This window comes from Arthrobacter sp. R4 (assembly GCF_051365025.1).
GTDB lineage: Bacteria > Actinomycetota > Actinomycetes > Actinomycetales > Micrococcaceae > Arthrobacter.
The window spans coordinates 199,425-226,390 of record NZ_JBLWIJ010000013.1 but is presented as its reverse complement, the minus strand read 5'-3'; the positions used below and the strand labels follow the sequence as shown (position 1 = coordinate 226,390).

Below are 26,966 nucleotides of genomic sequence, written 5' to 3'. Positions count from 1 at the left end.
GGTTACGGCCTCAAGAGCACCTTGATGGCCCGGCGCTCATCCATCGCTTTGTACGCTTCGGCCGCGTCCTCAAGCGGCATTTCGACGTCGAACACGCGGCCGGGGTTGATGCGTGCGGCCAGTACGTCCTCGAGCAGTTCGGGGATATAGGTCCGCGCGGGCGCCATGCCGCCAGACACTGTGATGTTCCTGTCGAAGAGGTAGCGCAGTGGAATCTCGGCGCCGCCCGTGGGCACTCCCACAAAGCCCAAGGCGCCGCCGGGCCGGACCGAGTGCAGCGCCTGTTCCATTGATTCCTTGGTCCCCACACACTCAAGGACAGAGTCCGCGAGCACACCACCCAGCAGGTCACGGACCTTCGCCACGCCGTCATCCCCGCGTTCTTCCACTATGTCCGTGGCACCGAATTCGCGGGCGAGGGCCTGCCGGTCCGCGTGGCGGGACATGGCGATGATCCGCTCGGCGCCCAGCCGCCTGGCGGCCAGCACGCCACAAAGTCCCACGGCGCCGTCGCCCACCACCACAACGGTCCGGCCGGGGGAGACCTGGGCGGAGAGCGCTGCGTGGTGGCCCGTGGCCATCACGTCGGACAGGGTGAGCAGGTTCTTCCGGAGGTCGTCGTCAGGATCTCCGGCGAGCGGCACCTTGACCAGGGTGGATTCGGCCAGGGGCACGCGGACGGCCTCGCCCTGGCCGCCGTCGATCTTCACTCCGGAGTCGTCCCGGCCGCCCCAACCGGCCAACCGGGCACAGGCAACGGTCACGCCGTTGAGGCACTGAGGGCATTCACCGCAGCTGACCACAAACGGGGCGATGACAAAATCGCCTGCCTTCAGCGCTGTGACGTCGGCGCCGGTGTTCTCCACCACGCCGATGAACTCGTGGCCTATGGCCGAAGGACGGCGCGTGGGCTTGACGCCGCGGTAGGGCCACAGGTCCGAGCCGCAGACGCACGACGCCACCACTTTGACCACCACATCCGTGGGCAGTTGGACCGTTGGATAGTCGCGGTCTTCCACCCTGATATCACCGGGGCCGTGGATGATGGTGGCGCGCATGACTGCTCCTGTCGGGCATGGACAACGGGGATACCGAGTCTATCCCTGGGAGCTAGCGCATACCCTCCCGGCGGATGGCCGTCGCGATCGCCGCGGCACGGGTCTCCACCCCGAGCTTGGCGTAAATGTGAGCCAGATGCGTCTTGACGGTGGCCTCGGAAATGAAGAGCCGTTGGCCCAGCTCCCGGTTGCTGAGCCCCTGGGTCAGGAGGCTGAGCAGTTCCGCTTCCCGGGGCGTCAGGACCTCGTCGGGATTCCTCAGTTGCTGGAAGAGCCGCGAGGCCACGGGTGCACTCATCACGCTTTTTCCCTGGACCGCACCGCGGAGGGCCGCAAAGATTTCGTCCGGCGCGGCGTCCTTGAGGAGGTAGCCCATGGCGCCGGCATCCACCGCCCGGACAATGTCCGCGTCCGAGTCGTAAGTGGTAAACACCAGGATGGGTTGCCTGCTGTTCCGCTGCCGCAACTGCCTGATGGCCTCGATCCCGTCCATTCCGGCCCCCATGGCAAGGTCCATTACCACCACCGCAGGTGCATGCAGGTCCACCAGCTCCAGGGCCTCCTCGCCGGAAGCTGCCTCGGCCACCACGCCAAAGTCAGGCTGCGTGCCCAGCAAGGCCCTCAGGCCGCTCCGGACCACTAAGTGGTCGTCCACCAGGAGGACGGTGATGGCACTCATGCGTCGTTCCGATCTGTCTTCTGCGGCAGGCGGGCCGGCACCTGTGCAGCCACGATGGTCCCCTCGCCGGGTGAACTTTCCACTGAGAATACGCCGCCCAACTGCTCCACCCGCTGGCGCATCGCCCTCAGGCCGTAGCCGCCGGCGTCCGACGGCGGTGCTGCCGCCGACGGGTCGAAGCCCGTTCCGTCGTCGTAAATGTCCAGGGTGACGGAATCGGGAAGGAATCCGAGGGTCAACGATGTGGTGGCCGCGTCTGCGTGCTGCTGGATGTTCGCGGCGGCGCTCTGGACCACCCGCAGCAGGGTGTGCCGCACTTCTGCCGGGACGTCCCTCGGTTCGCCGGTGACCAGGAGTCGGGCGTGCGGGACGTACTGGGCGGCGGCCTGGTGGAGGGCCTCGGGCAGCGGCGCAGCGTCAAGTCCCGGGGACGCGAGCTCGTGGACCAGGCTGCGTGTCTCGGAGAGGTTTCGGCGCAGCAGGTCAGTGGCCTGGTTAAGGTCTTGCCGTGATTCCTGGCCGGGCCACGCACGGTCAGCGGCCTCCAGGAGCAGGAGGCTGCTGGCAAGGCCCTGTGTCACGGTGTCGTGGATCTCGCGCGAGACTCGCTCGCGTTCGGCGATGGTTCCGGCCCGGCGCTCGCTGGCCGCCAGCTCTCCCTGCACGAGCGAAACCTCGGTATGAAGGCGGCGCTGCTGCGCGGCGTCGTGCTCGATCCGGTCGTAGATCAGCGTGAGCATTACGCCCACAGCCACTGGCCCCAGCAGCATCGCAAGATCCGTGCCGTCGCTGAGCCGGAAGAGCCCGACGGCGGTGGCGGCCGCCGTCGCGCCGGCCGCCACATAGCCCACGGCACCCGTGAAGGCCGTCCGGCACAGGAAGAAGATCGCGAATGAGCACCACGCAAAGCTCGGTGCGGCGATGACCAGGACTGCCCACACGCCCACCAGTACCAACATCCATACCGCCCACGGGCGTCTCTGCCGGGCCAGCACGGCTATGACGGCGTAGAGGGCGCAGACCGCGCCCGCGAGTCCGAGGACCAGGAGGTTGTCCTGCATGCTGTGCCGCATGGCATAGCGGACGGCGGACGCCACCAGGAGTACCGCGAAGCCGAGGTGGACGGCGGTGTCGATCCGTCCGAGCCGGCCAGGCTCCGCCCCAGGTCCGGCAGGCAGGCCGGGGCCGGTGGTCAAGGTTTCACGGGGAGCATCTGGGGAAGGCATGGGGTCCGGTTCAGGTCAGGAGGGAGTTCCGATCCCATGCTATTGCCCGCGCCGTTGCTGGTCTCTCAACCTTTTGGCTGATGCTGCTGGCCTTCCGGGGGACCGGGGACCAGCCAAAGGCCCGATGCTTGTTCCGGCGTGGCTGGACAGGATGGATATGAGGCAACGTGCCCGCGGCCCAAGCCAAGGTCCGGATCGAGCCACGCCAGCCGAGATTTCATCTAACCCAAGGAGAACACCGTGAAGAAGTCCACCACGTTTGCCGCCGCTGCGGCCGCAGGGGCCCTGCTGTTGACCGGAGGCCTGACTGCGGCAGCCAATGCCGGGACCAGCCAGGCGGCTGCGCCGGCTGCGGTGCCTGCCGTCGACATCCCGCAGGCACCGGAAACCGTGGTGGCGCAGAACCGCATCACGGTGGGAGCTTCTTCGAATGCCGTCAGCGCAGCCCTGGCCAAGTGCCAGGCGGACAAGCTGCCGTTCGTCACGGTGGCCCTGGTGGACAGGTTCGGAACCGTCCAGGCGCTCCTGCGCGGGGACAACGCAGCTGAGCACACCATCGAAGCGGCCAAGCAGAAGGCTTACACCGCCGCCGCCTTCGGTGCACCCACCAGTGAGTTGGCCAAGCGCATCAACGGCACCGGACCCAGCATCGCGGACCTCCCGGGCACGCTGTTCCTCCCCGGCGGTGTCCCCCTCAAGGTCAACGGTGTCTCAGTGGCAGGCATCGGTGTGGGCGGAGCTCCTGATGGCAACCTGGACGAAGCCTGCGCCACCGCCGGCGCCGAGGCCATCGCCGCAGCGGCGGCCGCCCCGGCCAAGTAGGCTCGGCTTCATGAGGCGGTTCAGGATGTTCATTCTGGCTGGTGCTGTGGCCGGATGCCTGACTGCGTGCCAGGCCGGCCCGGGTGAGCCGCAGCGAGTGGAGGCGCCGTCGTCGTCCGTCCTGGAAAGTCCTGCGCCACCGGTTGCGGCCACCTCCACGCCAGCCGCAGCCCCGTCCGTTCCCAGCACGCAGGCCACCCCGCCAGCCCTATCTGTCGAGGCCCAGGCCCGGCTTGATCAAGAACTGATTGCCGCCGCGAAGGCCAACAACGCGGCACTGGTGCGGGAGCTGATCGGCCGCGGCGGAAACGTGAACGCCAAGGACGCCATCCAGGATTCCGCCTTCCTCTACGCGGGGGCTGAGGGATTCAACGAGGTGCTCCAGCTGACCCTGGCAGCAGGCGCGGATGTTGGGAGCACCAACCGGTTTGGCGGGACTGCGCTGATCCCCGCCAGCGAACACGGCCATGTGGAAACGGTCCGAATCCTCTTGGCCGCCGGCGTGCCGGTGAACCACGTGAACAACCTGGGCTGGACCGCCATGCAGGAAGCCATCCTGCTCAATGACGGCGGACCCAGGCAACAGGAGGTGGTCCGCCTGCTGCTGGAGGCCGGCGGGGATCCGAGCATCCGGGATCCGGAGGGCCGGACCGCCCTGGACAACGCCGAACGGCTGGGTTTTGTGGAGATCGCCAACTTGATCCGCGGCGGCGGTTGAAACAGCCCAGTTTTGGCTGGGTCGCCCGCAATTTAGGGTGTCTTGGCGTGCACCAGGGCCTCAAAACTGGGCTGTTTCGACGTCTGGCCTTTCTTAGACGGCCTCGAGCACGCTCACGTAGTTGGCAATGCCCACTCCGCCCATGTTCTGTACGGCCGCCCGGCGCGGATTCGCCAGCTGCATGTCGCCGGCCGTGCCGGTGAGCTGCATAGCGGCGATCACATGCTGGGACACGCCCGTGGCGCCCACGGGGTGGCCCTTGGCCTTGAGTCCGCCTGAGACGTTGACCGGCAGCTTGCCGTCTTTGAACACCCAGCCTTCTTCAAGGGCACGGGCGCCCTGGCCGGTTTCGGTGAGCCCCATGGCCTCGTACATGAGCAGTTCGGCGATGGTGAAACAGTCGTGGACCTCTGCGAAATCCAGGTCCTCAAGCCCGACGCCGGCCATCGTCAGGGCGCGCTGCCAGGACACACGCGTGGCCTCGAAGGCCGTAGGATCCCGCCGTTCGGCCGGGAAGAAGCCGTTGGCGTGGCCGAACCCCGCAAGCCGCACCGGCACAGTAGCCCCGCCGGTTGGTGACGTTGAGAGCACGACGGCGGCGGCGCCGTCGGACACGGGGGAACAGTCGGTGCGGCGCAGGGGATCGGCCACCATGGGGTTCTTGTCCGAGACGGTCCGGCAGAAGTCCTCGCCAAGGTCCTTCCGGAGCTGGGCGTAGGGGTTGTCCACGCCGTTGCGGTGGTTCTTGGCGGCAATGCTGCCCAGGACGTCGCCCAGTTTTCCGTTTCCGCGTCCAAAGCGCTTGTCGTAGTGTTTCGCGACGTCGGCGAACAGGCCGGTGAAGCCGGTGGTGGAGGTCTGGCCGGCCATGTCGTAGTCCGCGCCAAGCAGCGCCGCACCCACCACGTCGGCGCCAGCATGGGTCATCTTCTCCGCGCCGATCACGAGGACCGTCTTTGCCGTGCCGGCGAGGAGGGCCTTGGTGCCCTGCTGGAACGCGGCCGAGCCGGACGCGCAGGCGTTCTCGACACGGGTGGCCGGGACGTTGGCCAGGTCCGGGGAGACCTGGAGCGCCAGGGATGACGGGAAGGCCAGCGGCATCATCCCGGAGTTGAACTGGCCGAGGTAGATCTCGTCTATCTGGCCCGCTTCAATGCCGGCGTTGGCGATGGCTTCGGTGGCCACCTGGACGATCAGGGACTCAAGGGTTTCGTCGGTGAGTTTGCCGAACCGGCTGTGGCCCCAGCCGGTGAGCAGGACATCCTTGCCGAACTGTTCCTTCAGGCTCATGCTGTGGCTCCTTCGTTTTCGAGCTGGACGTCGAATGCGGCCTCGGTCTTCTCACGGAGTTCCTCCACGCTGACCCCCGGCGCAAGGCGCGTGAGCGTGAGTTGCCGCCCGCCGTCGCCCGTTTCTCCTTCATTCTTCAGAAGGTCAAAGACGGCCAGGTCGCTGATGATCCGGTCCACGCAGCTGAGGCCCGTGAGCGGCAGCGTGCACTCCGTGACGATTTTGGCCGTACCGTCCTTGGCGTTGTGTTCGGTCAGGACCACTACCCGCGGGGTCCCGGCGACGAGATCCATGGCCCCGCCCATTCCTTTGACCATCTTGCCGGGGATGGTCCAGTTGGCGAGGTCGCCGTTGCCGGAGACCTGCATGGCCCCGAGGATGGCGACTTTCACGTGGCCGCCACGGATCATGCCGAAGGACGTGGCGGAATCGAAGATGCTGCCGCCCGGCAACACGGTGACGGTCTGCTTGCCGGCGTTGATGAGGTCCGCGTCCTCTTCGCCGTCGTAGGGGAATGGCCCCATGCCCAGCAGGCCGTTTTCACTCTGAAGGATCACGCGGACGCCGTGGGGCAGGTTGTTGGCCACCAGTGTGGGAATGCCGATCCCCAGGTTGACGTAGTCGCCGTCGTTCAGTTCCTCGGCCGCGATGGCAGCCATTTCATCCCTGGTCCAGGCCATGGGTTTCTCCTCGGGTTCAAAGTTTGGGGGCTTGAGTGTTCGTACGCGCCGGACTGCGCGGAGGGCTAACTAGGCGGGGACGGGCTCGGAGGTCCGGGAGCGGACGGTGCGCTGTTCGATGTCCTTGACGCGCACCGAAGCCTGGACCAGCCGCTGGACGTAGACGCCGGGAGTGACTACGTGGTTGGGATCCAGCGCCCCCGGCTCCACGATCACTTCCGCCTCCGCGATGGTGACCGCACCGGCTGTAGCCACAACCGGGTTGAAGTTCCGGGCGGTGAAGCGGTAAATCAGGTTCCCGTCCGTGTCCGCGGTGTGGGCATGGACCAGCGCGACGTCGGCGCGGATGGCGCGCTCCTGAACGTACGTTTCGCCGTCGAACTCTGCCAGCGGCTTGCCCTCGGCCACGAGGGTTCCCACTCCTGTCTTGGTGTAGAAAGCGGGGATGCCGGCGCCGCCGGCGCGGAGCCGTTCGGCCAGCGTGCCCTGCGGCGTGAACTCCACCTCAAGCAAGCCAGCGAGGTACTGCTCGGCGAACAGTTTGTTTTCGCCTACATAGGAGGCGATGACCTTGCGGACCTGGCCGGCTTCGATCAGGACCCCAAGGCCCTTGCCGTCCACCCCCATGTTGTTGGACACCACGGTCAGGTCCCGGACGCCCGAGTCGCGGACAGCCTCGATCAGGTCGGCCGGGATGCCACTGAGGCCGAAGCCACCCACGGCGAGGGTGATCCCGTCACGCAGGGCACCGTGCAGGGCGTCAGCGGCGCTTGAATTGAGTTTGGACATCTTTCTCCTCATTGAGAGTGAACCTGCCAGGAATCCACTTTATGGACAACGGCTTTGGCTTCGAAGCGTACGGGTGCGGATCTTCTACTGTCAAGGTACTTATTTGGCTGGTTTTGTAGCGGTTTTACAGTGTGGACGGTAGGCTAATTGGAGTCCACAATATGGATACATTGACGATAGCGAGGCCGAATTGAACCAAAATCCCGTGCAGGGCGCGCAGGTTGTCAGCCGTATCGCCGGGCTGCTGCGCATCGCCGGCCGCAAGCCCGAGGGCAGCACGCTGGTGGAGCTGGTGAAGGAGTCGGGCCTCACTCGGCCCACGGTCCACCGACTGCTGACCTCGCTTGCGGCTGAGGGACTGCTTGACCACGATGCCCGAACCGGAAACTGGATCCTCGGGCCGGAAATCCTGCTGATGGGGTCGGTGGCCAGCGCGCGCTTTCCGCTCGAGGAGATTGCCCGGCCAAGCCTGAGAAGGCTGGCGGAGGAAACCGGGGAGAGTGCCTTCTTTTCCGTCCGCCGGGCTGCGGAGACGGTTTGCCTGCTCCGGGAGGAGGGCAGCTTTCCCGTGCGCTCCTTTGTGCTGCACGAAGGAGTCCGGTTCCCGCTGGGCGTCGCCTCGGCCGGGACCGCGATCATGGCATTCCTGCCGGAGGCGGAGCAGGAACAGCTGTTGGAGAACTGGCCCGGCCATGCCGGCACGTTCGCCCAAGCCCACACAGCAGAGGTGGTCCGGGCCAGCCTGGCCAGGACCCGGCAGGCGGGCTATTCGGTGAATCCCGGACTGGTGCTGGAAGGCAGCTGGGGGATGGGCGCCGCCGTCTTCGACCAGGCCGGACGGCCGGCATGGGCTCTTTCCCTGACCGGCATCGAACCGCGATTCCGCGAAGACCGGCAGGAAGTACTGGGCCGGCTCCTGCTGGAGGAAGCACACCGGATCACCAGCAAGCTGGGGGCGCCGGGCAGGGAATTGTTGTGACAGCCGACAAGCGTGCCTACGCTAGCTATGGAGGCCGGACACCCTAGAGGAGCCAGGGATATGAGCACTAATGTCTACTTCGAACAGTACGGCGATCCACAGGTCCTGAAGGTAGGGCCGGAGGACCTGCGGGAACCCGCCGACGGGGAAGTGCGCGTCGAATTCCGCGCCATTGGCGTCAACCCGATGGACTGGCAGCTGGTGGCCGGACAGCTCAGCAACGCGGCCCCGCTGGAGCTCCCCGAAGTGCCCGGCAGTGAGGCCGCCGGAATTGTCACGGCGGTGGGGCCAGCCTTGGGACCGGCATCCGAAGGCTTTACCGTGGGCGACGAGGTCATCTGGAACGGCTTCACAGGCGGTTACCGGTTGGAAGCCGTCGTGCCCGCCGAACAGCTCACGCCCCTGCCCGCCGGCGTCGATTTTGAACAGGCTGCCTGCATCCCGGTGGCCGGCGGCACCGCGTATTCGGCCTTGAAGCAGCTGGGTGTGGGCGAGGGCGACACGGTGCTGATCCACGCGGCGGCCGGGGGAGTGGGTTCCGCGGCCGTCCAGATTGCACAGGCCTTTGGCGCGCGGGTGATAGGCACGGCGTCGGAAGCCCACCAGGACTACCTGCGGGAGCTGGGCGCGGAAGCGGTTCCTTACGGGCCCGGCCTGGCGGACCGCGTGAGGGCCGCAGCTGAAGAGGCCGGTGCAGTAACAGCCGTGCTGGATGCTGCGGGGACGGAAGAGTCCGTGGCGGCAACGGTCGAACTGCTGCAGGACCGGAGCCGTGCAGTAGTGACCGTGCCGAGCAAGTCTTCACAGGAGGCCGGGATCGCGGCGGTTCAGCAGGAGGAGGGCCGAATCATGGATGTGGCGACGCTCGCCGCGGAAGGCCTGATCACGTTCACCATTGCGCACCGGTTGCCGCTCGTTGAGGCGGCTGATGCGCTGGAACTCAGCCGCAGCGGGCACGGCCACGGCAAGATTGTCCTGCTGCCGTAAGGCTCGTGAGCGGGAAGCTCCTGCCGTAGGACACCGGGTGCCGCATCCCGGGGCGTTCAACGCGTTCCCGGTCCAACGTCATCGTGGGCTTCGACCAGCCACGCCTCGATGTCGGCGTCGAGTTGGTCAGCCGCCGTGAAAGTGAACCGGTGCGTACAGACCTTCCTGGTGGTGGGAAAGCTTTGCAGCAAGGCTGGATGCTCCACTTGCCGCAGGAGATCGATGGCTACTTCCAGTCGCCCGGAGGCGATGAATGCCGAGGCGAAGACGCGCCGGTCCGCCCACGCCACCTCCGTGCGGTGGACCCGCTCCTCGCACTCGCCGGCGGCAAGGACCATAGCCCGGAACCGGCGGAAAAGTTCGACGGCGCCCGGCGGCTTTCCCGCGAGGTAACGGTCGACGTCGTGGGTCATCGACGTCGTGCGCCAGGCCCGCCTAGAGGCCTACCCGGGGTTCCTCGGGGCCCTCGTGCTTCCACCAGGTGTCGAAGATCGTGACGGGGACGGTGCGCTTGTGGCGGGTGCGCAAGTACTTTTCTTCGATCTTTTCGGCTACCTCGTCCGTCACGTCCCGGCCCTCAAGGTAGTCGTCGATCTGGTCGTAGCTGAGGCCCAGTTCGTCCTCGTCGGTGCGCCCGGGCTTGCCGTCCAGCAGGTCCGCGGTGGGCACTTTCTCCCAGACGCGGGCGGGGGCTCCGAGCTCGGCCAGAAGTTCACGGTTCTGGCGCTTGTTCAGGCCGAAAAGGGGCAGGATGTCCGCGCCGCCGTCGCCATACTTGGTGAAGAAGCCGGTGACTGATTCGGCGCCGTGGTCGGTGCCGATGACCAGGTAATTGTGCTCGCCGGCCAGCGCGTACTGGGCAATCATGCGGGTGCGGGCCTTGGTGTTGCCCTTGTGGAAATCGGAAATCCCGTTGCCAACGGACTTCTCGAACTCGTCCTCGAAGCCGTCCACGGCAGCTGAGATGTTGAAGGTCCACTCGGTCTTGGCCTGGATGAAGTCCAGTGCCGCCTGGGCGTCGTCCTCATCGTGCTGCACGCCGTATGGAAGGCGGACCGCCACGAAGTTTGCCTCGACGCCCTCGGCTTCCAACTCCTCGACGGCCAGTTGGGCCAGGCGTCCGGCCAGCGACGAGTCCAGGCCCCCGGAGATACCCAGGACAAAGCCCTTGGTGTGGGTTGCCTTGAGGTAGTCCTTGAGGAAAGTCACGCGTTTGCGCACCTCCCCCACGGGATCGATCCGGGGCTGCACGCCCATTTCTTCAACGATTCTGGCCTGGAGTTCGCGCATGTGTCCCAGCCTAGCCAGCGGTGTCAATATGGCTCAACTGTGTCCGGCCGGAGCCGGCGCGCTTAGCATGACACCCATCCGCCACCAGCCGCGGCAACCGCTGGCCAAAAACTGCCCGGTTGGGCTGATTCCTCGTTAGGATGGGGCGGTGACTGAACCCAGGACGCCGGACGTTGCCGCAACACCAGGCCCGGTAAAGAAGCCCGCACGCAACGGCAAATCCAATGCCACCATCTACGACATTGCCAAAGTTACTGGCGTGAATCCGTCCACCGTTTCCCGTGCCCTCAGCAAGCCGGGAAGGGTCAGTGCCAAGACGCTGAAGCTCATTGAGGATGCGGCCGCCGAGCTGAACTACCAGGTCAACCCGTTCGCCCGGGCACTTCCCACGGGCCGGACCAGCACCTTCGGCCTGATTGTCGCCGACATTACGAACCCCACTTTCTTCGACATCATCCGGGGGGCCGAAGCCACCGGCAGTGTGCGTGACTACACCCTGGTGCTCGCCGAGTCGGCCGAATCTGCAAGCACGGAAGTGACGGCAGCGCGCCGGATGATGGCTACCGTGGATGGCCTGATCCTGGCCAGCCCGCGCATGGACGATGACGACATCCGCACGCTTGCCCGCGACAAGCCCGTGGTTGTTATCAACCGCGAGGTCGACGGCGTCCCCTGCGTGGTCCCGGACGTCAGCAAGGGCATTAGCGAGGCAGTCCGCAGCCTGGCCGCTAACGGCCACCGGAAGGTTGCCTTTGTTGCCGGGCCGCCGCAGTCCTGGATGACCGGCCGCCGCTGGAACGGCGTGCAGGCCGCCTGTGAGTGGTCCCGGATCGAGGCTGTGCGCCTGGAATCCACCAAGCCCACAGTCGACGGCGGCAGGCAAGTTGCGCGCGACGTCCTGGCCAGTGGCGCCACTGCCGTATTGACTTACAACGATCTCCTGGCCATCGGGTTGATGCAGGAACTGCAGGCCGCGGGCGTGGTGGTTCCGGACCAGATTAGCATCGTGGGGTTCGACGACATCTTCGGGGCGGACTTCACCACGCCGCCGCTCACTACAGTGCGCTCACCGCTCGGTGAGTGCGGTTCCAGCGCTGCCAGGCTGCTGCTTGATCTTCTGCAGGGCACCGGTGATTCCGCCGGCACCCTCCATGTGGAAACGGAGTTGGTGGTGCGGGGCTCAAGCGGGCGGCTGTTGAAATGATGCTGTTACCGGCGGTGGTGGAGCGTGGGGCCCGCCCAGACGTCACACTCCACCACGCTGCCTACTGAAGAACAGGATTCTCCACTACGGCGGGGACCTCAGCGCCAGAGTCGCCGGGCTTCGTAGGCTTGCGGTTGCCAATGGCGCTCCAGCGCGTGCGGAGGGCATGTGCTGCTGCCTTCGGCTGACGGGTCCGCGTGAAGACACCCTTTTTGTTCCCGTCCACACGGTGAATACCGTTGCTGGTCTGGAAGTCAGCGAAGTTCCATATCTGTTCACCGACAAACTGTGGGATTTCATCGAATACGCGGTGGTGCATCTCTAAAAGGGCCGCTTGGTATTCTTCCGTCCATGGCTGGTCCCACACCGAATGGACTCCCGGCTGAGTGTCAGCTCCATATTCGGTCATCATGATGGGTTTGTCGACGCGGTCAATCCATCCCTGGATGTCCATCCGCAGATAGGTTTCGGCTGACTCCAGGTCGCCGCTCATGACGTACCAGCCGTAGTACCTGTTCAGACCTACGACGTCGAACAGGTCAACAATCAGATCGTTGCGGAACGTAGCGAACATGACGACGGCGTAAGTCAGCGGACGGGTCGGATCGAGCTCCCGAACCAAGTTCACAAGAGGCTCGAAGTACTCGCGGGCACCCTCTTCGTTCGACGCGGGTTCGTTGGCTATACACCACATAACAACGCTGGGGTGATTTTTATCGCGGGCAATCAATTCACGAATGTGCTGGGCGTGCGCTTTCCTTGTCTGATCATTGAAGGTCTCGCTCGAGAACGACGGCGTGGTGGGCTTCCCCGAGAGGCCTCCCTGGACGCCGAGATTCAGGCCCACGGCGGCAGTTTCGTCGATCACGACAATGCCATGACGGTCTGCGAACTCCAGCACTTCTTCGGCATATGGGTAATGAGAAGTGCGGAACGAGTTCGCGCCGATCCAATCCAACAGCTGGAAGTCGTGGACGAGATAAGCGTTGTCGTGTCCCTTGCCGCGAATGGCTGTGTCCTCGTGTTTTCCGAAGCCAGTGAAATAGAAGGGTTCGCCGTTGATGAGAAACTCGGTGCCCTTTACTTCTACGGTCCGGACACCGAAAACCTCAGTATAGGAGTCGATAACTTTCCCGTCGTCAACGAGTTCCACGAGAAGTTCGTAAAGGTATGCCGCGCCCGGCTGCCAAAGATTGACCGATTCGATTTCCATCGTTCCGCTTTCCCCGGACCCGGATGCAACTTTTGTCTTCTCCTGATCCAGGATGGTCACCCTTACATCAGCGGTCCCCGTCTGCTGGGCGGTGTAAGAAACGATGCCCGCCATCCCCCGGACCTGCGTCGTGACGGTCACGTCCTGGAGATGAAGTCGAGGTGTGCTGTACAGCCAGACAGATCGGGCCAGTCCTGCGTAATTGTAGAAGTCGTGGAGATAGGTCTGGGTGCGTCGGCCACTTTGTGACATTGTGATCGTGCCAGGAGGGATTGTCGTGTTGGTTAGCTCATTGCTTACCGCGACAGTCAGCCGGAATTCCTCACCTGGCTGCACGAAGTCGGTGATGTCTGCGTCAAAGGGTGTGTACCCTCCAATGTGTTCGGCAACCTGGGTGTCGCCTACATACACGCGGCTTGCATGCGTTGCAGCATCGAAACGCAGCACGATGCGTTCCTCGGACCAGCCTCGCGGAACGCGCACCGTTCGCTGGTAATACACCCAGCCCACGTGGTTCCGGATCTCGGGGGAGACGAACTGGTCGTTGTAACTCGCCGGTACCGCTGCTTCAAGTTTTGTATCCAGGACCCGGGTCCATGGGCTTTCTCCTGCTTGGGTATCAAGCGCAAACAGCCAGAGACCGTCGAGGTTGTGAAGTTCGCGGGTAGGTGTAGAACGTGGCTTCAGCACGCGGTTCTCCTTCAGTATTGGGTGCGATGTGTCGACGCGGAACAGAACCGCGGAAGTACTGTCGGGTTGGAGTCGTCAGGCCTCTGATGCATCCCTTGCAAGGGCGTCCAGGACGACAAGACCGATCTCGGAATCCTGGTCAGGCGTACCTCCAGCGATACCGAGGCCGCCAAGATGGTTCTCCCCATGAACCAAGGGGAATCCACCTCGGATGTTCGTCAGCAGATTATCTGTGCCCATCGGGAGGGCAATTGCGAAGTCACCTTGCATCCACCCTGTCGGACGTCTCGATGAGGCGGCGGTGTTGGCCTTCCGACGGCTGGTCTCGACACTGTGGGGCATCGAACCGTCTGCGCGGCCGAAGGCGATAAGGCCCATTGCTGGGTCCACGACACTGACCGAAACCAGGACGCCGCGTTGTGCTCCGATCTCAATGGCCAGGGAAACAGCCCGGGCGGCAGTGGCATAGTTCACCGATAGTGTTTCAACGAAGTGCTGCATGGTGGCTCCTGGCAAGGTCATGAAGTGGGGCTTTCCGCGTAGATGGAGTTGAGTGTCTTTGCTTTCACTTCGCGCCGGCGCTGGTGCAGAAGGGGTTCTGTGTAGCCGTTCGGCTGCCTGTTTCCCTTAAGCACCAGATCGAGGGCGCACTGGTAGGCGATGCTCTCGGAGATGTTGGGTGCCATCGCACGATAGAGGGGATCGGCTGAATTTTGGGCGTCGACGACGGCCGCCATTTTCTGCATGCTCCCATGCACCTGTTGCTCCGTGATCACGCCATGGCGGAGCCAGTTCGCAATGTGTTGACTTGAGATGCGGAGGGTGGCCCTGTCCTCCATGAGTGCAACGTCGTGAATGTCCGGAACCTTGGAGCATCCAATTCCCTGGTCCACCCAGCGGACGACATATCCCAGCAAGGACTGCATATTGTTATCGAGCTCTTCCTGACGCTCTTCGGGCGACCAGTCCGGGTCAGTCTCAATAGGCACGGTAAGAATGCCTTCAAGCGTGCCCCGCCGTCCCTGGAGAGCTATCTCCCGCTGTCTCGCCGCGACGTCGACCCGATGATAATGAATGGCATGCAGTGTAGCCGCAGTGGGGGACGGTACCCAGGCAGTACTGGCACCTGCCATCGGGTGCCCAATCTTTTGCTCGAGCATTGCCGCCATGAGGTCAGGCATCGCCCACATGCCCTTGCCGATTTGGCCTCGGCCCGGCAAACCCATTTCAATTCCGATGTCGACGTTCTGATCCTCATACGACGAAATCCACTGCCGATTACGCAATTCGGCCTTGCGGGCGAAAGGTCCTGCCTCCATGGAGGTGTGGATCTCATCGCCGGAACGGTCAAGGAAGCCTGTATTGATGAAAACAAGGCGGTCCTCGGCCTCTGCTATGCAAGCCTTCAAGTTGACTGTAGTGCGGCGCTCCTCGTCCATCAGCCCGAGCTTAAGAGTGTTCGCTGGTAAGCCCAGCAACTCCTCTACACGGCCAAAAAGTTCCACCGTAAAAGCCACCTCGGCCGGGCCGTGCATCTTCGGCTTGACGATATAGATTGAGCCGGTTCGACTGTTGCGTCTTGAGTTCTGTGGGTCTATTCCGCCCAGGGCGGTCAGCGATGTGAGGACAGCATCCAGGATGCCTTCGCCTATCTCATTTCCGTCAGAATCAAGCACGGCGTCCGTGGTCATCAGATGGCCGACATTACGGACGAAAAGCACCGCCCGCCCGGCCAGAACTACCTCGCCTCCAGTGGGGGATGTGTAGCGCCGGTCATCCGCCAAACTGCGTACGACCTTGTCGCCGCCCTTTTCAAAGACGTCCTTCAGATCACCCCTGTTGAGGCCCAACCAGTTGCGGTAGCCAACGATCTTGTCCTCGGCATCGACGGCGGCAACCGAATCCTCAAAATCGACAATTGTGGTGATGGCGGCCTCTGCCAACACGTCAGCCACACCAGCGGAATCTGATGCTCCGACAACCGTGCTGCGATCGAAGACGACCTCGATGTGAAGGCCGTGGTGGCGGAAAACGATGGTTGACGGGGAATCGGCATGTCCTGTGTAGCCCACGAACTGCTCAGGACGTTGCAGACCGTTGCTTGAACCGTCGGAAAGGGTGACCGACAACATGCCGTTGTGTACCGCGTAACCGGTCGAGCCGGCATGGCTGCCTGCTGCCAGCGGGATGAATTCATTGAGTAGTCCACGAACATATGCGACGACCTCCTGGCCGCGTTGCGGATCATATCCAGGTGTAGCGCTCACCTCGCCCAGTGCATCTGTTCCGTATAGCGCGTCGTAAAGCGATCCCCACCGGGCATTAGCGGCATTGAGTGCGTAGCGAGCGTTGGTGACCGGCACAACCAGCTGGGGACCGGCAAGTTTCGCGATCTCATCATCCACGTTTGTGGTACGGACATGGGTGCCTTCCGGCGCCGGCATAAGGTATCCGATGTCCTCCAGAAACGTTTTGTACTGGATGGGGTCAAGCGGGAGCGCGTGCAGCTTATGCCACTCATCAATACGGTCCTGCAGCTCCTCACGTACTGCGAGCAGTTCCCTGTTTCGCGGTGTCAGATCCTTGACGATTCTTCCGAAGCCCTCCCAGAACTTTGCCGCGTCGATTCCGGTTCCAGGCAGTGCCTCGGATTCGACAAAGGCGTGGAGGGCTGGATCCAGCGCCAGGCCGCCGGCGTTGATGCGGTCATTGTGATGGCTCATGAGCGTGCCCCGTTGGTCATGCCGGGCGATGGTGTCGAGGCAAAAATAGTTCCGGGGTTCAGGATCCCGTCAGGATCCAGGGCCAGCTTCACACTGTGCGACATTTGGAGTAAGTCCTCACCAATCTGATTAACCAGCCACGGCCGCTTCAGACGCCCGACCCCATGCTCGCCCGTGATCGTCCCGTCCAATTCGATGGCAAGGTCCATGATTTCGCCATAGGCAAGGTAGGCGCGACTGCGCATATCTGCATCTTCCGGGTCAAATACAACGAGCGGATGGGTATTGCCGTCGCCGGCGTGGGCGATGAAGGCGATAACGACGTCGCGGTTCTTTGCTATTCGCTCAATACCGAGGACGAGTTCTCCCAGGCGGGGGATTGAAACTCCCACGTCCTCCAACAGCAGGGTGCCCAATCCTTCCACAGCGGGAATGGCAATACGCCGCGCGTGGGCGAAACGCTCGCCCTCCTCCTGGTCCGCAACCTCGAACGACTCAAAAGCGCCGTGGTTTTGAAAGGCGGCCAGCATCATTGCAGTCTCTGCCCCGCTGGGGCTCTGATCGTCTGAACGCGCAACAACCAGTGCTGCAGCGTGGCGGTGCAGCCCCATGGCCAGCACGTCCTCGACGGCGTTTATGGAAGTCCCGTCCATGTACTCAAGCATGGAGGGGCGGATGCTCGACGCGATGTCGAGGACTGCTTTTGCGGCCTGTTCGCTGCTGTAAAACCAGCCCACTACCGTACGTGCGGGTGGGGCGGCGGGCAAAAGCCGCAACGTGAGTTCAGTGATAATGCCAAGTGTCCCCTCGCTGCCCACGAAAAGCTTGAGCATGGATAGCCCCGCCACGTCCTTCAATCGTGGGCCCCCCAGCTTGACGGCCCTGCCGTCGGCGGTGACGACTTCCATGCCAAGGATGTAATCCGAGGTGACGCCGTACTTGACGCAGCAAAGGCCTCCGGCATTCGTGGCGGCATTGCCGCCGATCGTGCAAATCTCGTAGGAAGCAGGATCAGGCGGGTACCACAGCCCCTCTCGTGCAACTGCCGCTTTGACCTCCGCGTTGAAAAGGCCGGGTTGAACCACGGCGGTACGGGTAACGGCGTCGATATTAATGGACCGCATCCGTTCAGTGCTGAGCACAATGCCGTCCTCCACTGCGGTAGCTCCTCCAGACAGCCCCGTACCGGCACCTCGAGGTACTACCGGGATCCGATGCTTGGCCGCCCATCGCATAACTGACTGCACATGCGCAGTCGTCAAAGGAAGCACCACAGCCATGGGCACGGCAGCGTCGGGATCGAGTGCCCGGTCACGCCGGTAGGGCTCCATGGCTGCGCGATCAGTGATCAGTGCATCCGCCGGCAGTATCAGCGCCAGTTCGTCAAGGAGTGGACTGGGGGAAATCCGTTCTTTGTCGGCTGCTGCGGATACGTCACCAGCCACGGCCCTTACCGAAATTTTCGCTATGTCTGACATGTGGTGCCACTCCTGTGAGGTCAAAGTTTGGTCTACGGAGAACATCTCCGCCAGAAAGGCTCGGACTATGGCGTTTCCTGTACCGTCGTAGCTTTCAGTAAAACATGCATTGCTGTCACGGACAACCGGTTGCCGCACCTGACTGCCGCAAACCCTTCTTCCTAGCCAAGCCCCGCGCCGGCCCTTTCGGGAGCAGTGCTGACTCATAGCAGCGGTTGACGTCAGCCCTGGCAACCGGTTGACACTGCCGACGCTGCGCACCTACGCTAGCCCATAGAACCTTCCTAGCCAGGGCTCGGATGTCATCAGAGCGGGCACACAGAGTAGACCCCGAGCATAAGGAGCTCCCATGCCGAAATCTGCATTCCCCACCTCCAGGATTGGCGCCAAAGGCGCCGTATCTTCCCTGGCCTTGACTGGGTCAGGTGGCCAGGCATGACCGGAGCTTTCAACGTAGTCGTTGAGCGAAGGGCGGAGTCTGAACCATCGTTGGACACCATCGTCTTTGTGAATTCCCTCGCCACCGGAACGCAGATGTGGGATGCGGTGGTTGCCGAGCTGCCGCCGTCTTTCGACGTAGTCCGCTTCGATCAAAGGGACCGGGGTGGTCCACTCGGGCACCGGCCGTTCGATCTTGACGATCTGGTCGAGGATCTGTTTGATGTTTTGGACGGCGCGGGCATCAGCAAGGCTCATGTGGCCGGGGTGTCCCTTGGTGGAATGGTCGCCCTTGGTGCTGCTGCTTATAGGCCGGAGCGGATTCAGTCTGTTACCGCGATGTGCTGTGCAGCGCGCTTTCGACGCGATGTATGGATAGAGCGGGGCCGGTTGGTGCGGGCCCAAGGAGTCGTACCATTGGTGCCCCAAATCATCGACCGATGGTTCACCGCCGATTTCCAGCAAAAAAACCCAGACGTCGTCCGGCAGTACAGGCAGATGCTCGAGTCTACGGATCCTGTCGGGTATGCCAACGCATGCGATCTCCTGGCTGAAGCGGACGTGCGTGAGGATTTACCGACAATACAGGCTCCGGTCCTGGTCATAAGCGGGGAGAGCGACAGCGCCAATCCCATTGAAGATCAGAAACTGATCGCGCAAAGCGCGCCCAAAGCACGGCATGAAATCCTCAGCAGAACCGCGCATCTTGCACCTGTGGCGGAGCCGGCACACATTGCCCGGCTCGTCGCGGATCACGCCCAATACAGTAGCCAACGACGAAAACGATGACATCAATGCCCGAATCGGGACCACTGCAACAAAGCGAGGGCTCCCGGCCTCAAGGCGGAGCAGCCCCCTCGGGGACTGCAGCCAGATCGCCAAGGGGGACTACGTAGAAGTCAAAGTGGGCCCTGTTGTCCACCTGACGGGACATGTTGTAGACGTTCAACCGTCAATGGATCTCTTCTGGGTTATAACGTCCGATGGAACTCGGAAAATAGTGGAGCTCGCGGAGTTTGACGTCTATCTTACGGCCTGAAGTGACGCTGTGCTCTGCCTTGCGGAAGGAAGACATCGTGGCCTTCTTGACAGCCAGCACCTCTATTGGCGAATGGCTTACTCATCCCCTTGGGGGAGAGGTGGTCAGGAGTTTGCTGGCCCAAACAGGCACTTCAGAGTGTTCCCTGGAGCCACTCCAGGCATTGCCCCTACAGCAGCTGGTTGTTCTCAGCCGGGGCAAGATTCCCCCGTCTGTCATTGAGGACATCGTTGTAAACGTAAATGGCGGGCAGGCGCCGGAGCCTGGGCCGCATCCTGGCTGACAGGAACAGGTTCCGGCACAACGTTTCTTCGGAAATTTCGCCGTCGTCTCACATGGTGAGATCAGGGGGAGCCCGCCGCTGCCGCTAGAGAAGCCGGCCGCTGGACCCACGCACCACCAGCTCAGTATCGATGTAGCGAGTCGAAGGAGTCTCTCCGGGCTCTTTGAGTGTGCGCAGCAACACGGTGGCCGCTTCGATTCCACAGTTTTCCATCGGCGCGCGGACAGTGGTAAGCCCGGGTGTCGTGAAGTCCGCTCCGAAGATATCGTCGAATCCTATGATGCTGATTTGATCCGGGACTGCATAGGCCGCGGCCTGCAGTTCTTGCATGAGACCTATTGCCAGAAGGTCGTTATACGCAATCACGGCCGAGGCGCCGCTGCCGACAATGAGGCGGGCCGTGACCCGGCCTCCCTTGACAGTCGGACTGTCGGACTCGATTTTTACCGCTTCAATGCGTGACCACTCGCAAGCCTGTTGAATGCCGCTCCAGCGCTGGCTCGACATCCAGGAGGCCGTGGGGCCTGAAATGAAGACTATTTTTTTATGCCCATGGCCGGCGAGGTGACGGATGGCTTCACCAATGCCCTTGTTGACATCAGGGACGACGCAGGCGATGCCTTGTACGTCGCGGTTTACGACCACAACTGGTTTCTCCTTCGCAAGATCGCGGATGTGGTCATCGTCCATTCGCGGACTGGCCAGGATTAGACCGTCGACGCTTGCAAGCATCCGTTGGGCCGCAGCAAGTTCCTGTTCCGGCGATTCGGCTGATTCGGCAAGAATAAGGGAATAGTCACGGAATGCCGCTGTAGATTCTGCACCCCGTATGGTTCCGAAAAATGTTGGATTCGTAATGTCGGCAACAATCAAGCCCAACGTGTTTGTTCGTCCTGTCGGAAGGGCCCGGGCGAACGGGTTAACTTGATAGTTGAGTTCGGCGGCGGCTTCCTCAATAAGCTGCCTCGTCCCCGCACTGACCCGACCGGGCTTGCTGAGCGCCCTGGAAACGGTGGATGGGTTCACTCCTGCCAGCTTCGCAATATCGTAAATCGTGGCGTTGGTCCTGCCGGTCGCACGGGCCTCAACTTTGTACGGCGCAGCGCCGGCCACAACCTCAGCGTCGGAGGCTGGAAGATTAGTCATAGACCTCATGGTAACTGCCGGGTCGCAAAAAAACATCCATCCGGTTGCCAGAATCACACAAGATAGCCGCTCGTTGTCTGAGCGGGCGTTTCAAGGCCTTGGAGACATCCCGGACCGTGGTATCTCCAAAAACGGAAGGATGAATGTATCTAAATTGGCAACCGGTTGACATGGAGTGCCGAACACCGGACTATTGACCTATGTCATCGTCGCTTGCCGCCAACCCAGACAGGCTCCTGCCCGCGGATCCAGGAACGCGCAGCATCGCGCGGGACCTCCTCCAGCGCGTCCAGGACCTCCCCATCATTTCTCCGCACGGGCACGTTGATGCCGCGGTGATCGAGCAGAACACGCCCTTCCCTGACCCGGCCGCGCTGCTGGTCAGCCCGGACCACTACGTCACCCGGCTGATCCACGCCAGTGGCGTCCCGCTGGACCGGCTCATGGAATCCGATACTCACCGGCCGGAAAGCCGGTCGGTGTGGCGCGAATTCTGTAAGGCGTGGCCCTTGTTCGATGGCACAGCCTCCGGATATTGGCTCCGGACCCAGTTCCGCAGCGTCTTTGGCCTCGCGGGGGAGCTGAGCGCGGAAACATCCGATGCCAGCTATGATGCAATCTCGGCAAAGCTGCAGGAGCCAGGCTTCCGGCCCCGGGAGATGTTCAAGGACTTCAACATCGAGGTCCTGGCCACCACGGACGATCCCCTGGACGCTCTTGGGAGCCACAAGGCAATTGCCGAGGACCCGTCCTTCCATGGACGCGTCCTGCCTTCATTCCGGCCGGACGCCTATCTCAACATTGCCGACCCCGCGTGGTCGGAGAACGTGGACCGGCTCATTGCGGCAGCGGGCGACGGCGGCACGGGCTATGGTGCCTACCTCACCGCTTTGGAGAACCGGCGTCGTTATTTTGTAGAACATGGCGCAGTTTCCGCCGACCACGGAGTCATCACCCCGGCCACCCTGAAGCTCGATGCAGCAGACGCCGCGAGGCTGTTTGACCGCGCCCGCTCAGGCACGGCCACTGCCCAGGACCGCGACAACTTCGAAGCGCACATGATGTACCAGATGGCGCGGATGTCGGTGGAGGACGGCCTGGTGATGACCATCCACCCAGGCTCGTACCGCAACCACCACGAGCCCACGTTCAACAGCTTCGGCGCGGACACCGGGCACGACATTCCGTTCGCGATTAACTACACGGAGGCCATCCGCCCGGTCCTGCAGGACTTCGGCACCGCCAAGGACTTCCACCTGGTGCTGTTCACTCTGGACGAGACCGTCTTCTCCCGCGAACTCGCGCCCCTGGCCGGCTTCTACCCGTCCGTCTACCTGGGCGCGCCCTGGTGGTTCCTTGACGCACCGGATGCCATGCTGCGGTTCCGCTCTGCCGTCACGGAGACTGCCGGCTTCTCCCGTTCCTCCGGTTTTATCGACGACACCCGGGCCTTCTGCTCCATCCCGGCCCGGCACGACGCCTCCCGCCGGATCGAGGCCTCCTTCCTTGCCCGGCTGGTGGCTGAACACCGGGTCAGCGAGGACCGCGCACACGAACTGATTGTGGACATTGTGGATGGCGCACCCCGACGGGTCTTCAAGCTGTGAACACCGGTCTACACAAGCAAACACAGACCGCCGTCGAGCTTCCGCGGCTCAATCGGACGTTCTGGGCCGCCCCCAAGGCACCGGTGCGGATAATCCACCTGGGCCTGGGCGCCTTCCACCGTTCCCATCAGGCCTGGTACACCCAGCAGGCCAGCGACGCCGCGGGTTGGGGCATCGCCGCCTTCACCGGCCGCCGCCCGGATGCCGCACTTGCACTGGCAGAGCAGGACGGCCTGTTTACCTTGGTGGAACGCGCCGATTCCACTGACTCCTTCGCTGTCATCGGAAGCATCGTAGAAGCGGTGGACGGCGCGGACGTGGCCAGGCTCGCCGCGCTGCTGGCATCACCTGACATCGCCGTGGTCACCTTGACCATTACCGAAGCGGCCTATTTGGCTGACTCCCACCGCGGCTTCAACAGTAACGCTCCAGAAGTGGCCGCGGATCTGGCCATCCTTCGACGCGACGGCGATCCCACGACCCCGCTGGGCAGGCTGGTACTGGGCCTCTCCGCCCGACGGGCAGCCGGAGGCGGTCCGCTGGCCGTTGTCTGCTGTGACAACCTCTCCAACAACGGTGCCGTGGCCCGCAATGCCGTAGTGGGCATGGCCGAAGCCTGGGATCCGGGCCTGGCCGCGTGGATCAGCACCAACACGAGTTTTGTCAGTACATCAGTGGACCGCATTACGCCACGCACCACGGCTGCGGACGTCGCTGCGGTGGAAGCTTCCTGCGGTTACCGGGATACGTCCCCGGTGGTGGCCGAACCCTTCGCCAGCTGGGTCCTCAGCGGGGACTTTCCCGCGGGCCGGCCTCGGTGGGAGGACGCCGGAGCCTTGTTCGTGGCGGATATCGAACCGTTCGAAAATCGAAAGCTGTGGCTGTTGAACGGCGCCCATTCGCTCCTGGCCTATGCCGGCCAGCTGCGGGGGAATCGAACGGTGGCGCAGGCCCTGGCGGACCCTGCATGCCGCCACGCAGTGGAGGCCTTCTGGGACGAAGCCGAGGCCAACCTGCCCGCCAAGGACCTCGCGATTGGCGCTTATCGGGAGGCGCTGTTGGCCCGTTTCGGCAACGCACGCATTGCCCACAAGCTGTCGCAGATAGCAATGGATGGCACCACGAAGCTACGGATGCGGGCCGTTCCTTTGTTGCGTGCGGAGCGGGCCGCAGGCAGGCCCGGCAGTGGGGCCGCGGTCATGATCGCGGCATGGATGGACTGCACGTCCCGGTTGCCTCCCGCCCAGGACCCGCTGGCCGCGGAAGTGGCCGCAGCAAACACCTTGGCTGGGCCTTCGCGCATCCGTGCCCTGCTGGAACTGCTGGATGTCGGACTGGCCGCAGATGCCGCCGTCGTGGAGCTAATAGAAAGCCACACCGGCACCTTTGCAGAAGCACTCACAACTACTGAAACCCCTTAACTGCCCAACCCCGCCTGGAAGGACCCAGCTGTGAAAATCATTGCCGCGGAAGTGTTCGTGACAAGTCCCTCGCGAAACTTTGTGACCCTGCGCATCACCACCGAGGACGGTGTCACCGGTATCGGCGATGCCACCCTGAACGGCCGCGAGCTGGCCGTGGCCGCTTACCTGAAGGAACACGTCGCGCAGCTGCTGATCGGCAAGGACCCGCACCGGATCGAGGACACCTGGCAGTTCCTGTACCGCTCCTCGTACTGGCGCCGCGGCCCCGTGACCATGGCGGCGATCGCCGCCGTGGACATGGCACTTTGGGACATCAAAGGCAAAATGGCGGGCATGCCCGTCTACCAGCTGCTGGGCGGGGCGTCACGGAACGGGCTGCGCGCCTATGGCCACGCCTCGGGCGCGGACATCCCCTCCCTCTTCGACTCCGTCAGGGAGCACCTGGAACTCGGTTATAAGTCCATTCGGATCCAGACGGCCGTTCCGGGGATCAAAGCCGTGTACGGCGTGGCTGCCCAGGCCCAGGCTTCGGGGGAGCGGTACGACTACGAGCCCGCCGGCCGCGGCGCGTTCCCATTGGAGGAGGACTGGGACACCCGGGCATATCTCCGGCACTTGCCTTCTGTATTCGAGGCGGTCAGGAACGAGTTCGGCCCGGAGATCCCGCTGCTGCACGATGGCCACCACCGGATGACTCCGATCCAGGCGGCCAAGCTGGGCAAGGCGCTGGAACCGTATGACCTGTTCTGGCTCGAGGACTGCACTCCGGCCGAGAACCAGGAAGGCCTGCGCCTGGTCCGCCAGCACACCACCACGCCCTTGGCCATCGGTGAAATCTTCAACACCGTGTGGGACTACCAGACCCTCATCAAAGAACAGCTGATCGACTACGTCCGCGCCGCCTCCACACACTTCGGCGGCATCTCACCGCTGAAGAAGGTCATGGACTTCGCCGCCCAATACCAGATCAAGTCCGGCTTCCACGGCCCCACCGACATCTCCCCCGTGGGCTTCGCCGCGCAGCTGCACGTGGGCCTGGCCATCCACAACTACGGCATCCAGGAATACATGCAGCACTCGGACCGGACCAACGAGGTCTTCGAGCAGTCCATGACCTTCGTGGACGGTTACCTGCACCCCGGGGACAATCCCGGCATCGGCGTCGAATTCAACGAAGAAGCCGCAGCCGCCTACCCCTACCAGCAGGCCTACCTGCCCTACAACCGCCTCGTCGACGGCACCGTCCATGACTGGTAACCACGAATCCGCGGTGCCCGCCCATATCGTAGTGATGGGCGTGACCAGCTGCGGCAAAAGCACAGTGGGTGCCGCCATCGCTGCCCGCCTGGGAGCAGAGTTCGTCGACGGGGACTCGCTGCACCCCCAGTCCAACATTGACAAGATGGCCTCCGGAACTCCATTGGATGACGGCGATCGTGCGCCCTGGCTCGCCGAAATCGGCAGGCGCTTCTCGTCGTCGGAGACCGGGTTGGTGATCGCATGCAGCGCACTCAAACGCAGCTACCGCAATATCATCCGCAACGGCGACTCCACAGTGAGGTTCCTCCATCTGAACGGCTCACGGGACCTGCTCGCCAGCCGGATGGCTGCGCGGCCGGACCACTTTATGCCCCTGTCGCTTCTGGACTCGCAGCTGGAGACGCTGGAGGACCTCGAGGCCGATGAGGCGGGGGTGGTGGTGGACATCGACACGCCCGTCGAGCAGATCGTGGAATTCACTCTAGCCTCGCTCGTGGACGCCCGCGCACAACCGACGGCCATGCGCCGGACTTCATTGGACGACCCACATACTTCCATCAGCATTGGAGAACCATCATGAGCAACGTTGCAGTTATCGGACTCGGAATCATGGGCCTGCCCATGGCCATCAACCTGGCCAAGGCCGGGCACGCGGTCACGGGCTTCAACCGCAGCCAGGACAAGATCGACAAGCTTGTCTCGGAAGGCGGCAAGGGCGCCACGAGCATCGCGGACGCCGTGAAGGATGCCGACGTCGTCATCACCATGGTGCCGGACTCCCCGGATGTCGAGGGTGTGGTCAGCGGCCCGGACGGCGTCTTCGCCAACGCGAAGCAGGGCACGTTGTGGATTGACGCGTCCAGCATCCGCCCCGACGTCGCCAAGCGCCTCTCCGACGAAGCCCGCGAAGCCGGCCTCCGTCCCTTGGACGCCCCGGTGTCCGGCGGCGAACAGGGCGCCATCGACGCCGTCCTGTCCATCATGGTCGGCGGCGACAAAGACGACTTCGAGGCAGCCCAGGACGTCCTCAATGCCGTGGGCAAAACCATCGTCCACGTCGGCCCCTCCGGCTCAGGCCAGACCGTCAAGGCAGCCAACCAGCTGATCGTCGCCGTCAACATCCAGGTCCTCGGCGAGGCGATCGCCTTCCTCGAGGCCTACGGCGTGGACACCGACGCCGCCCTCAAGGTCCTCGGCGGCGGCCTGGCCGGCTCCAAGGTCCTGGACCAGAAGGGCCAGAAGATGCTGGACCGCAACTTCGACCCCGGCTTCCGCCTCGCCCTCCACCACAAGGACCTCGGCATCGTCACCTCGGCCGCCCGCGAAGCCAACGTCGCCGTCCCCCTCGGCGCCGTCGTCGCACAACTCGTCGCCGCCACCGTCAACCAGGGCGACGGCGGACTGGACCACTCAGGACTCTTCAAGCAGGTCCTCAAACTCAGCGGCCGCGAGTAACCAGCAAATGCTCACGTTAGATTGCCGTCGAGGTTGGGGATAAAGGGCTGGTCATGACAGCCAATGTGACAGCAGCTCTTGTGTACGAACTACTAGGCGTCCAACGTGCACTGCGCCGCATTGATACGGCCAGCTTGCGTGGAGAAGGACTTGGAGTAGCCCTGCATTTCGTGCTTCGGTCCATCAGTGACGGGGAATGCAGGGCTACGCAGCTTGCCGGCCGGCTCGGCGTCGGAGCGCCAGTCCTCAGCCGGCAGATCGCCGAGTTGGAGGTTCAAGGTTTTGTGGTCCGAAGGAAGGACCCAAATGACGGCCGTGCTCATCTTCTCGCACTGACGCCGGCGGGCAAGGACAAACTCCGGTATGAGCAAACACAGCGATCGGCGCTCTTCCAGGAGTGCCTCGGAGAATGGAGCGACAGCGACGCCGCCGATGCAGCGAAGGCACTCCGCCAGCTCACAGAATCCCTAATGAAATCGGCCTGATGA

25 protein-coding genes are annotated in these 26,966 nt (G+C 63.4%); 12 read left to right on the top strand and 13 right to left on the bottom strand.

What is annotated here, in order from left to right; translation table 11 throughout:
- Positions 1-2: 2 nt before the first annotated feature.
- From ACLKOZ_RS09540 to ACLKOZ_RS09530, 3 genes are read right to left on the bottom strand one after another with little or no spacing between them, the layout of a single operon-like run.
- Positions 3-1,058, bottom strand: coding sequence for a zinc-dependent alcohol dehydrogenase family protein (locus ACLKOZ_RS09540; RefSeq protein WP_436474628.1), 1,056 nt, complete (start codon positions 1,056-1,058; stop codon positions 3-5).
- Between the two features lie 52 nt (positions 1,059-1,110).
- Complete coding sequence (locus ACLKOZ_RS09535) at positions 1,111-1,737, bottom strand: response regulator (RefSeq protein ID WP_436474626.1); 627 nt, start codon at positions 1,735-1,737, stop codon at positions 1,111-1,113.
- Positions 1,734-2,963, bottom strand: a complete 1,230-nt coding sequence (locus ACLKOZ_RS09530) for a sensor histidine kinase (protein ID WP_337351818.1) — start codon at positions 2,961-2,963, stop codon at positions 1,734-1,736. Before ACLKOZ_RS09530 ends, ACLKOZ_RS09535 begins: the two co-directional genes overlap by 4 nt.
- A gap of 240 nt (positions 2,964-3,203) precedes the next feature.
- Here ACLKOZ_RS09530 and ACLKOZ_RS09525 point away from each other — a divergent pair, with 240 nt between their 5' ends.
- Together ACLKOZ_RS09525 and ACLKOZ_RS09520 are read left to right on the top strand one after the other, a co-directional pair.
- Positions 3,204-3,785 carry a GlcG/HbpS family heme-binding protein gene (locus tag ACLKOZ_RS09525; RefSeq protein WP_376044677.1) on the top strand — a complete coding sequence of 194 codons (582 nt, stop codon included), beginning with the start codon at positions 3,204-3,206 and terminating at the stop codon, positions 3,783-3,785.
- 10 nt (positions 3,786-3,795) lie between these two features.
- Positions 3,796-4,503: an ankyrin repeat domain-containing protein gene (locus ACLKOZ_RS09520; protein ID WP_436474623.1), complete on the top strand. Its 708-nt coding sequence runs from the start codon at positions 3,796-3,798 to the stop codon at positions 4,501-4,503.
- A gap of 93 nt (positions 4,504-4,596) precedes the next feature.
- Here ACLKOZ_RS09520 and ACLKOZ_RS09515 read toward each other — a convergent pair whose 3' ends face one another.
- The 3 genes from ACLKOZ_RS09515 to ACLKOZ_RS09505 form a co-directional block, all read right to left on the bottom strand.
- The gene (locus ACLKOZ_RS09515) at positions 4,597-5,793 is read right to left on the bottom strand and encodes an acetyl-CoA acetyltransferase (RefSeq protein WP_436474621.1); all 1,197 of its coding nucleotides are present in this window, start codon (positions 5,791-5,793) and stop codon (positions 4,597-4,599) included.
- Positions 5,790-6,473 carry a CoA transferase subunit B gene (locus ACLKOZ_RS09510; RefSeq protein ID WP_436474619.1) on the bottom strand — a complete coding sequence of 228 codons (684 nt, stop codon included), beginning with the start codon at positions 6,471-6,473 and terminating at the stop codon, positions 5,790-5,792. The genes ACLKOZ_RS09515 and ACLKOZ_RS09510 overlap by 4 nt, the downstream gene beginning before the upstream one ends.
- A 69-nt stretch (positions 6,474-6,542) precedes the next feature.
- Complete coding sequence (locus ACLKOZ_RS09505; protein WP_436474617.1) at positions 6,543-7,262, bottom strand: CoA transferase subunit A; 720 nt, start codon at positions 7,260-7,262, stop codon at positions 6,543-6,545.
- A 190-nt stretch (positions 7,263-7,452) separates the two neighbouring features.
- Here ACLKOZ_RS09505 and ACLKOZ_RS09500 point away from each other — a divergent pair, with 190 nt between their 5' ends.
- A complete protein-coding gene (locus tag ACLKOZ_RS09500) occupies positions 7,453-8,241 on the top strand; it encodes an IclR family transcriptional regulator (protein ID WP_436474615.1) in 789 nt (262 codons plus the stop codon).
- Positions 8,242-8,301: 60 nt separating this feature from the next.
- Entirely contained in the window at positions 8,302-9,228 is a 927-nt protein-coding gene (locus ACLKOZ_RS09495) for an NADP-dependent oxidoreductase (protein WP_436474613.1), read from the top strand.
- A gap of 56 nt (positions 9,229-9,284) precedes the next feature.
- Here ACLKOZ_RS09495 and ACLKOZ_RS09490 read toward each other — a convergent pair whose 3' ends face one another.
- Together ACLKOZ_RS09490 and nadE are read right to left on the bottom strand one after the other, a co-directional pair.
- Positions 9,285-9,641, bottom strand: coding sequence for a DUF5655 domain-containing protein (locus tag ACLKOZ_RS09490; RefSeq protein WP_436474611.1), 357 nt, complete (start codon positions 9,639-9,641; stop codon positions 9,285-9,287).
- Between the two features lie 22 nt (positions 9,642-9,663).
- Positions 9,664-10,518 (bottom strand): ammonia-dependent NAD(+) synthetase, encoded by an 855-nt coding sequence (gene nadE, locus ACLKOZ_RS09485; RefSeq protein ID WP_436474609.1) that lies wholly within the window; start codon positions 10,516-10,518, stop codon positions 9,664-9,666.
- A gap of 148 nt (positions 10,519-10,666) precedes the next feature.
- On the opposite strand from nadE, the gene ACLKOZ_RS09480 reads away from it, so the two are divergent.
- Positions 10,667-11,722: a LacI family DNA-binding transcriptional regulator gene (locus ACLKOZ_RS09480; protein WP_436474607.1), complete on the top strand. Its 1,056-nt coding sequence runs from the start codon at positions 10,667-10,669 to the stop codon at positions 11,720-11,722.
- A 61-nt stretch (positions 11,723-11,783) separates the two neighbouring features.
- Here ACLKOZ_RS09480 and uidA read toward each other — a convergent pair whose 3' ends face one another.
- From uidA to ACLKOZ_RS09460, 4 genes are all read right to left on the bottom strand, one after another.
- Positions 11,784-13,625: a beta-glucuronidase gene (uidA, locus tag ACLKOZ_RS09475; protein WP_436474605.1), complete on the bottom strand. Its 1,842-nt coding sequence runs from the start codon at positions 13,623-13,625 to the stop codon at positions 11,784-11,786.
- A 75-nt stretch (positions 13,626-13,700) separates the two neighbouring features.
- Positions 13,701-14,126 carry a GlcG/HbpS family heme-binding protein gene (locus tag ACLKOZ_RS09470; RefSeq protein WP_436474603.1) on the bottom strand — a complete coding sequence of 142 codons (426 nt, stop codon included), beginning with the start codon at positions 14,124-14,126 and terminating at the stop codon, positions 13,701-13,703.
- A gap of 17 nt (positions 14,127-14,143) precedes the next feature.
- The gene (locus ACLKOZ_RS09465; protein ID WP_436474601.1) at positions 14,144-16,348 is read right to left on the bottom strand and encodes a malate synthase G; all 2,205 of its coding nucleotides are present in this window, start codon (positions 16,346-16,348) and stop codon (positions 14,144-14,146) included.
- Positions 16,345-17,679, bottom strand: a complete 1,335-nt coding sequence (locus tag ACLKOZ_RS09460; RefSeq protein ID WP_436474762.1) for an FAD-binding oxidoreductase — start codon at positions 17,677-17,679, stop codon at positions 16,345-16,347. The genes ACLKOZ_RS09465 and ACLKOZ_RS09460 overlap by 4 nt, the downstream gene beginning before the upstream one ends.
- A 582-nt stretch (positions 17,680-18,261) precedes the next feature.
- On the opposite strand from ACLKOZ_RS09460, the gene ACLKOZ_RS09455 reads away from it, so the two are divergent.
- Positions 18,262-19,053: an alpha/beta fold hydrolase gene (locus ACLKOZ_RS09455; RefSeq protein WP_436474599.1), complete on the top strand. Its 792-nt coding sequence runs from the start codon at positions 18,262-18,264 to the stop codon at positions 19,051-19,053.
- A 617-nt stretch (positions 19,054-19,670) separates the two neighbouring features.
- Here the strand turns inward: ACLKOZ_RS09455 and ACLKOZ_RS09450 are convergent.
- Positions 19,671-20,732, bottom strand: coding sequence for a LacI family DNA-binding transcriptional regulator (locus tag ACLKOZ_RS09450; protein WP_436474597.1), 1,062 nt, complete (start codon positions 20,730-20,732; stop codon positions 19,671-19,673).
- 200 nt (positions 20,733-20,932) lie between these two features.
- On the opposite strand from ACLKOZ_RS09450, the gene uxaC reads away from it, so the two are divergent.
- Genes uxaC through ACLKOZ_RS09420 form a run of 6 tightly spaced genes read left to right on the top strand, consistent with a single transcriptional unit; the run spans position 20,933 to position 26,963 of the window.
- Positions 20,933-22,339, top strand: a complete 1,407-nt coding sequence (uxaC, locus tag ACLKOZ_RS09445) for a glucuronate isomerase (protein ID WP_436474595.1) — start codon at positions 20,933-20,935, stop codon at positions 22,337-22,339.
- Positions 22,336-23,760: a mannitol dehydrogenase family protein gene (locus ACLKOZ_RS09440; RefSeq protein WP_436474594.1), complete on the top strand. Its 1,425-nt coding sequence runs from the start codon at positions 22,336-22,338 to the stop codon at positions 23,758-23,760. The genes uxaC and ACLKOZ_RS09440 overlap by 4 nt, the downstream gene beginning before the upstream one ends.
- A gap of 30 nt (positions 23,761-23,790) precedes the next feature.
- Positions 23,791-25,020, top strand: coding sequence for a D-mannonate dehydratase ManD (gene manD, locus ACLKOZ_RS09435; RefSeq protein ID WP_436474592.1), 1,230 nt, complete (start codon positions 23,791-23,793; stop codon positions 25,018-25,020).
- Positions 25,010-25,603, top strand: coding sequence for a gluconokinase (locus tag ACLKOZ_RS09430; protein WP_436474591.1), 594 nt, complete (start codon positions 25,010-25,012; stop codon positions 25,601-25,603). The genes manD and ACLKOZ_RS09430 overlap by 11 nt, the downstream gene beginning before the upstream one ends.
- On the top strand, positions 25,600-26,478 hold the full coding sequence (locus ACLKOZ_RS09425; protein WP_436474590.1) for a 2-hydroxy-3-oxopropionate reductase: 879 nt from the start codon (positions 25,600-25,602) through the stop codon (positions 26,476-26,478). Before ACLKOZ_RS09430 ends, ACLKOZ_RS09425 begins: the two co-directional genes overlap by 4 nt.
- Positions 26,479-26,531: 53 nt before the next feature.
- On the top strand, positions 26,532-26,963 hold the full coding sequence (locus ACLKOZ_RS09420) for a MarR family winged helix-turn-helix transcriptional regulator (RefSeq protein ID WP_436474588.1): 432 nt from the start codon (positions 26,532-26,534) through the stop codon (positions 26,961-26,963).
- Positions 26,964-26,966: the final 3 nt, after the last annotated feature.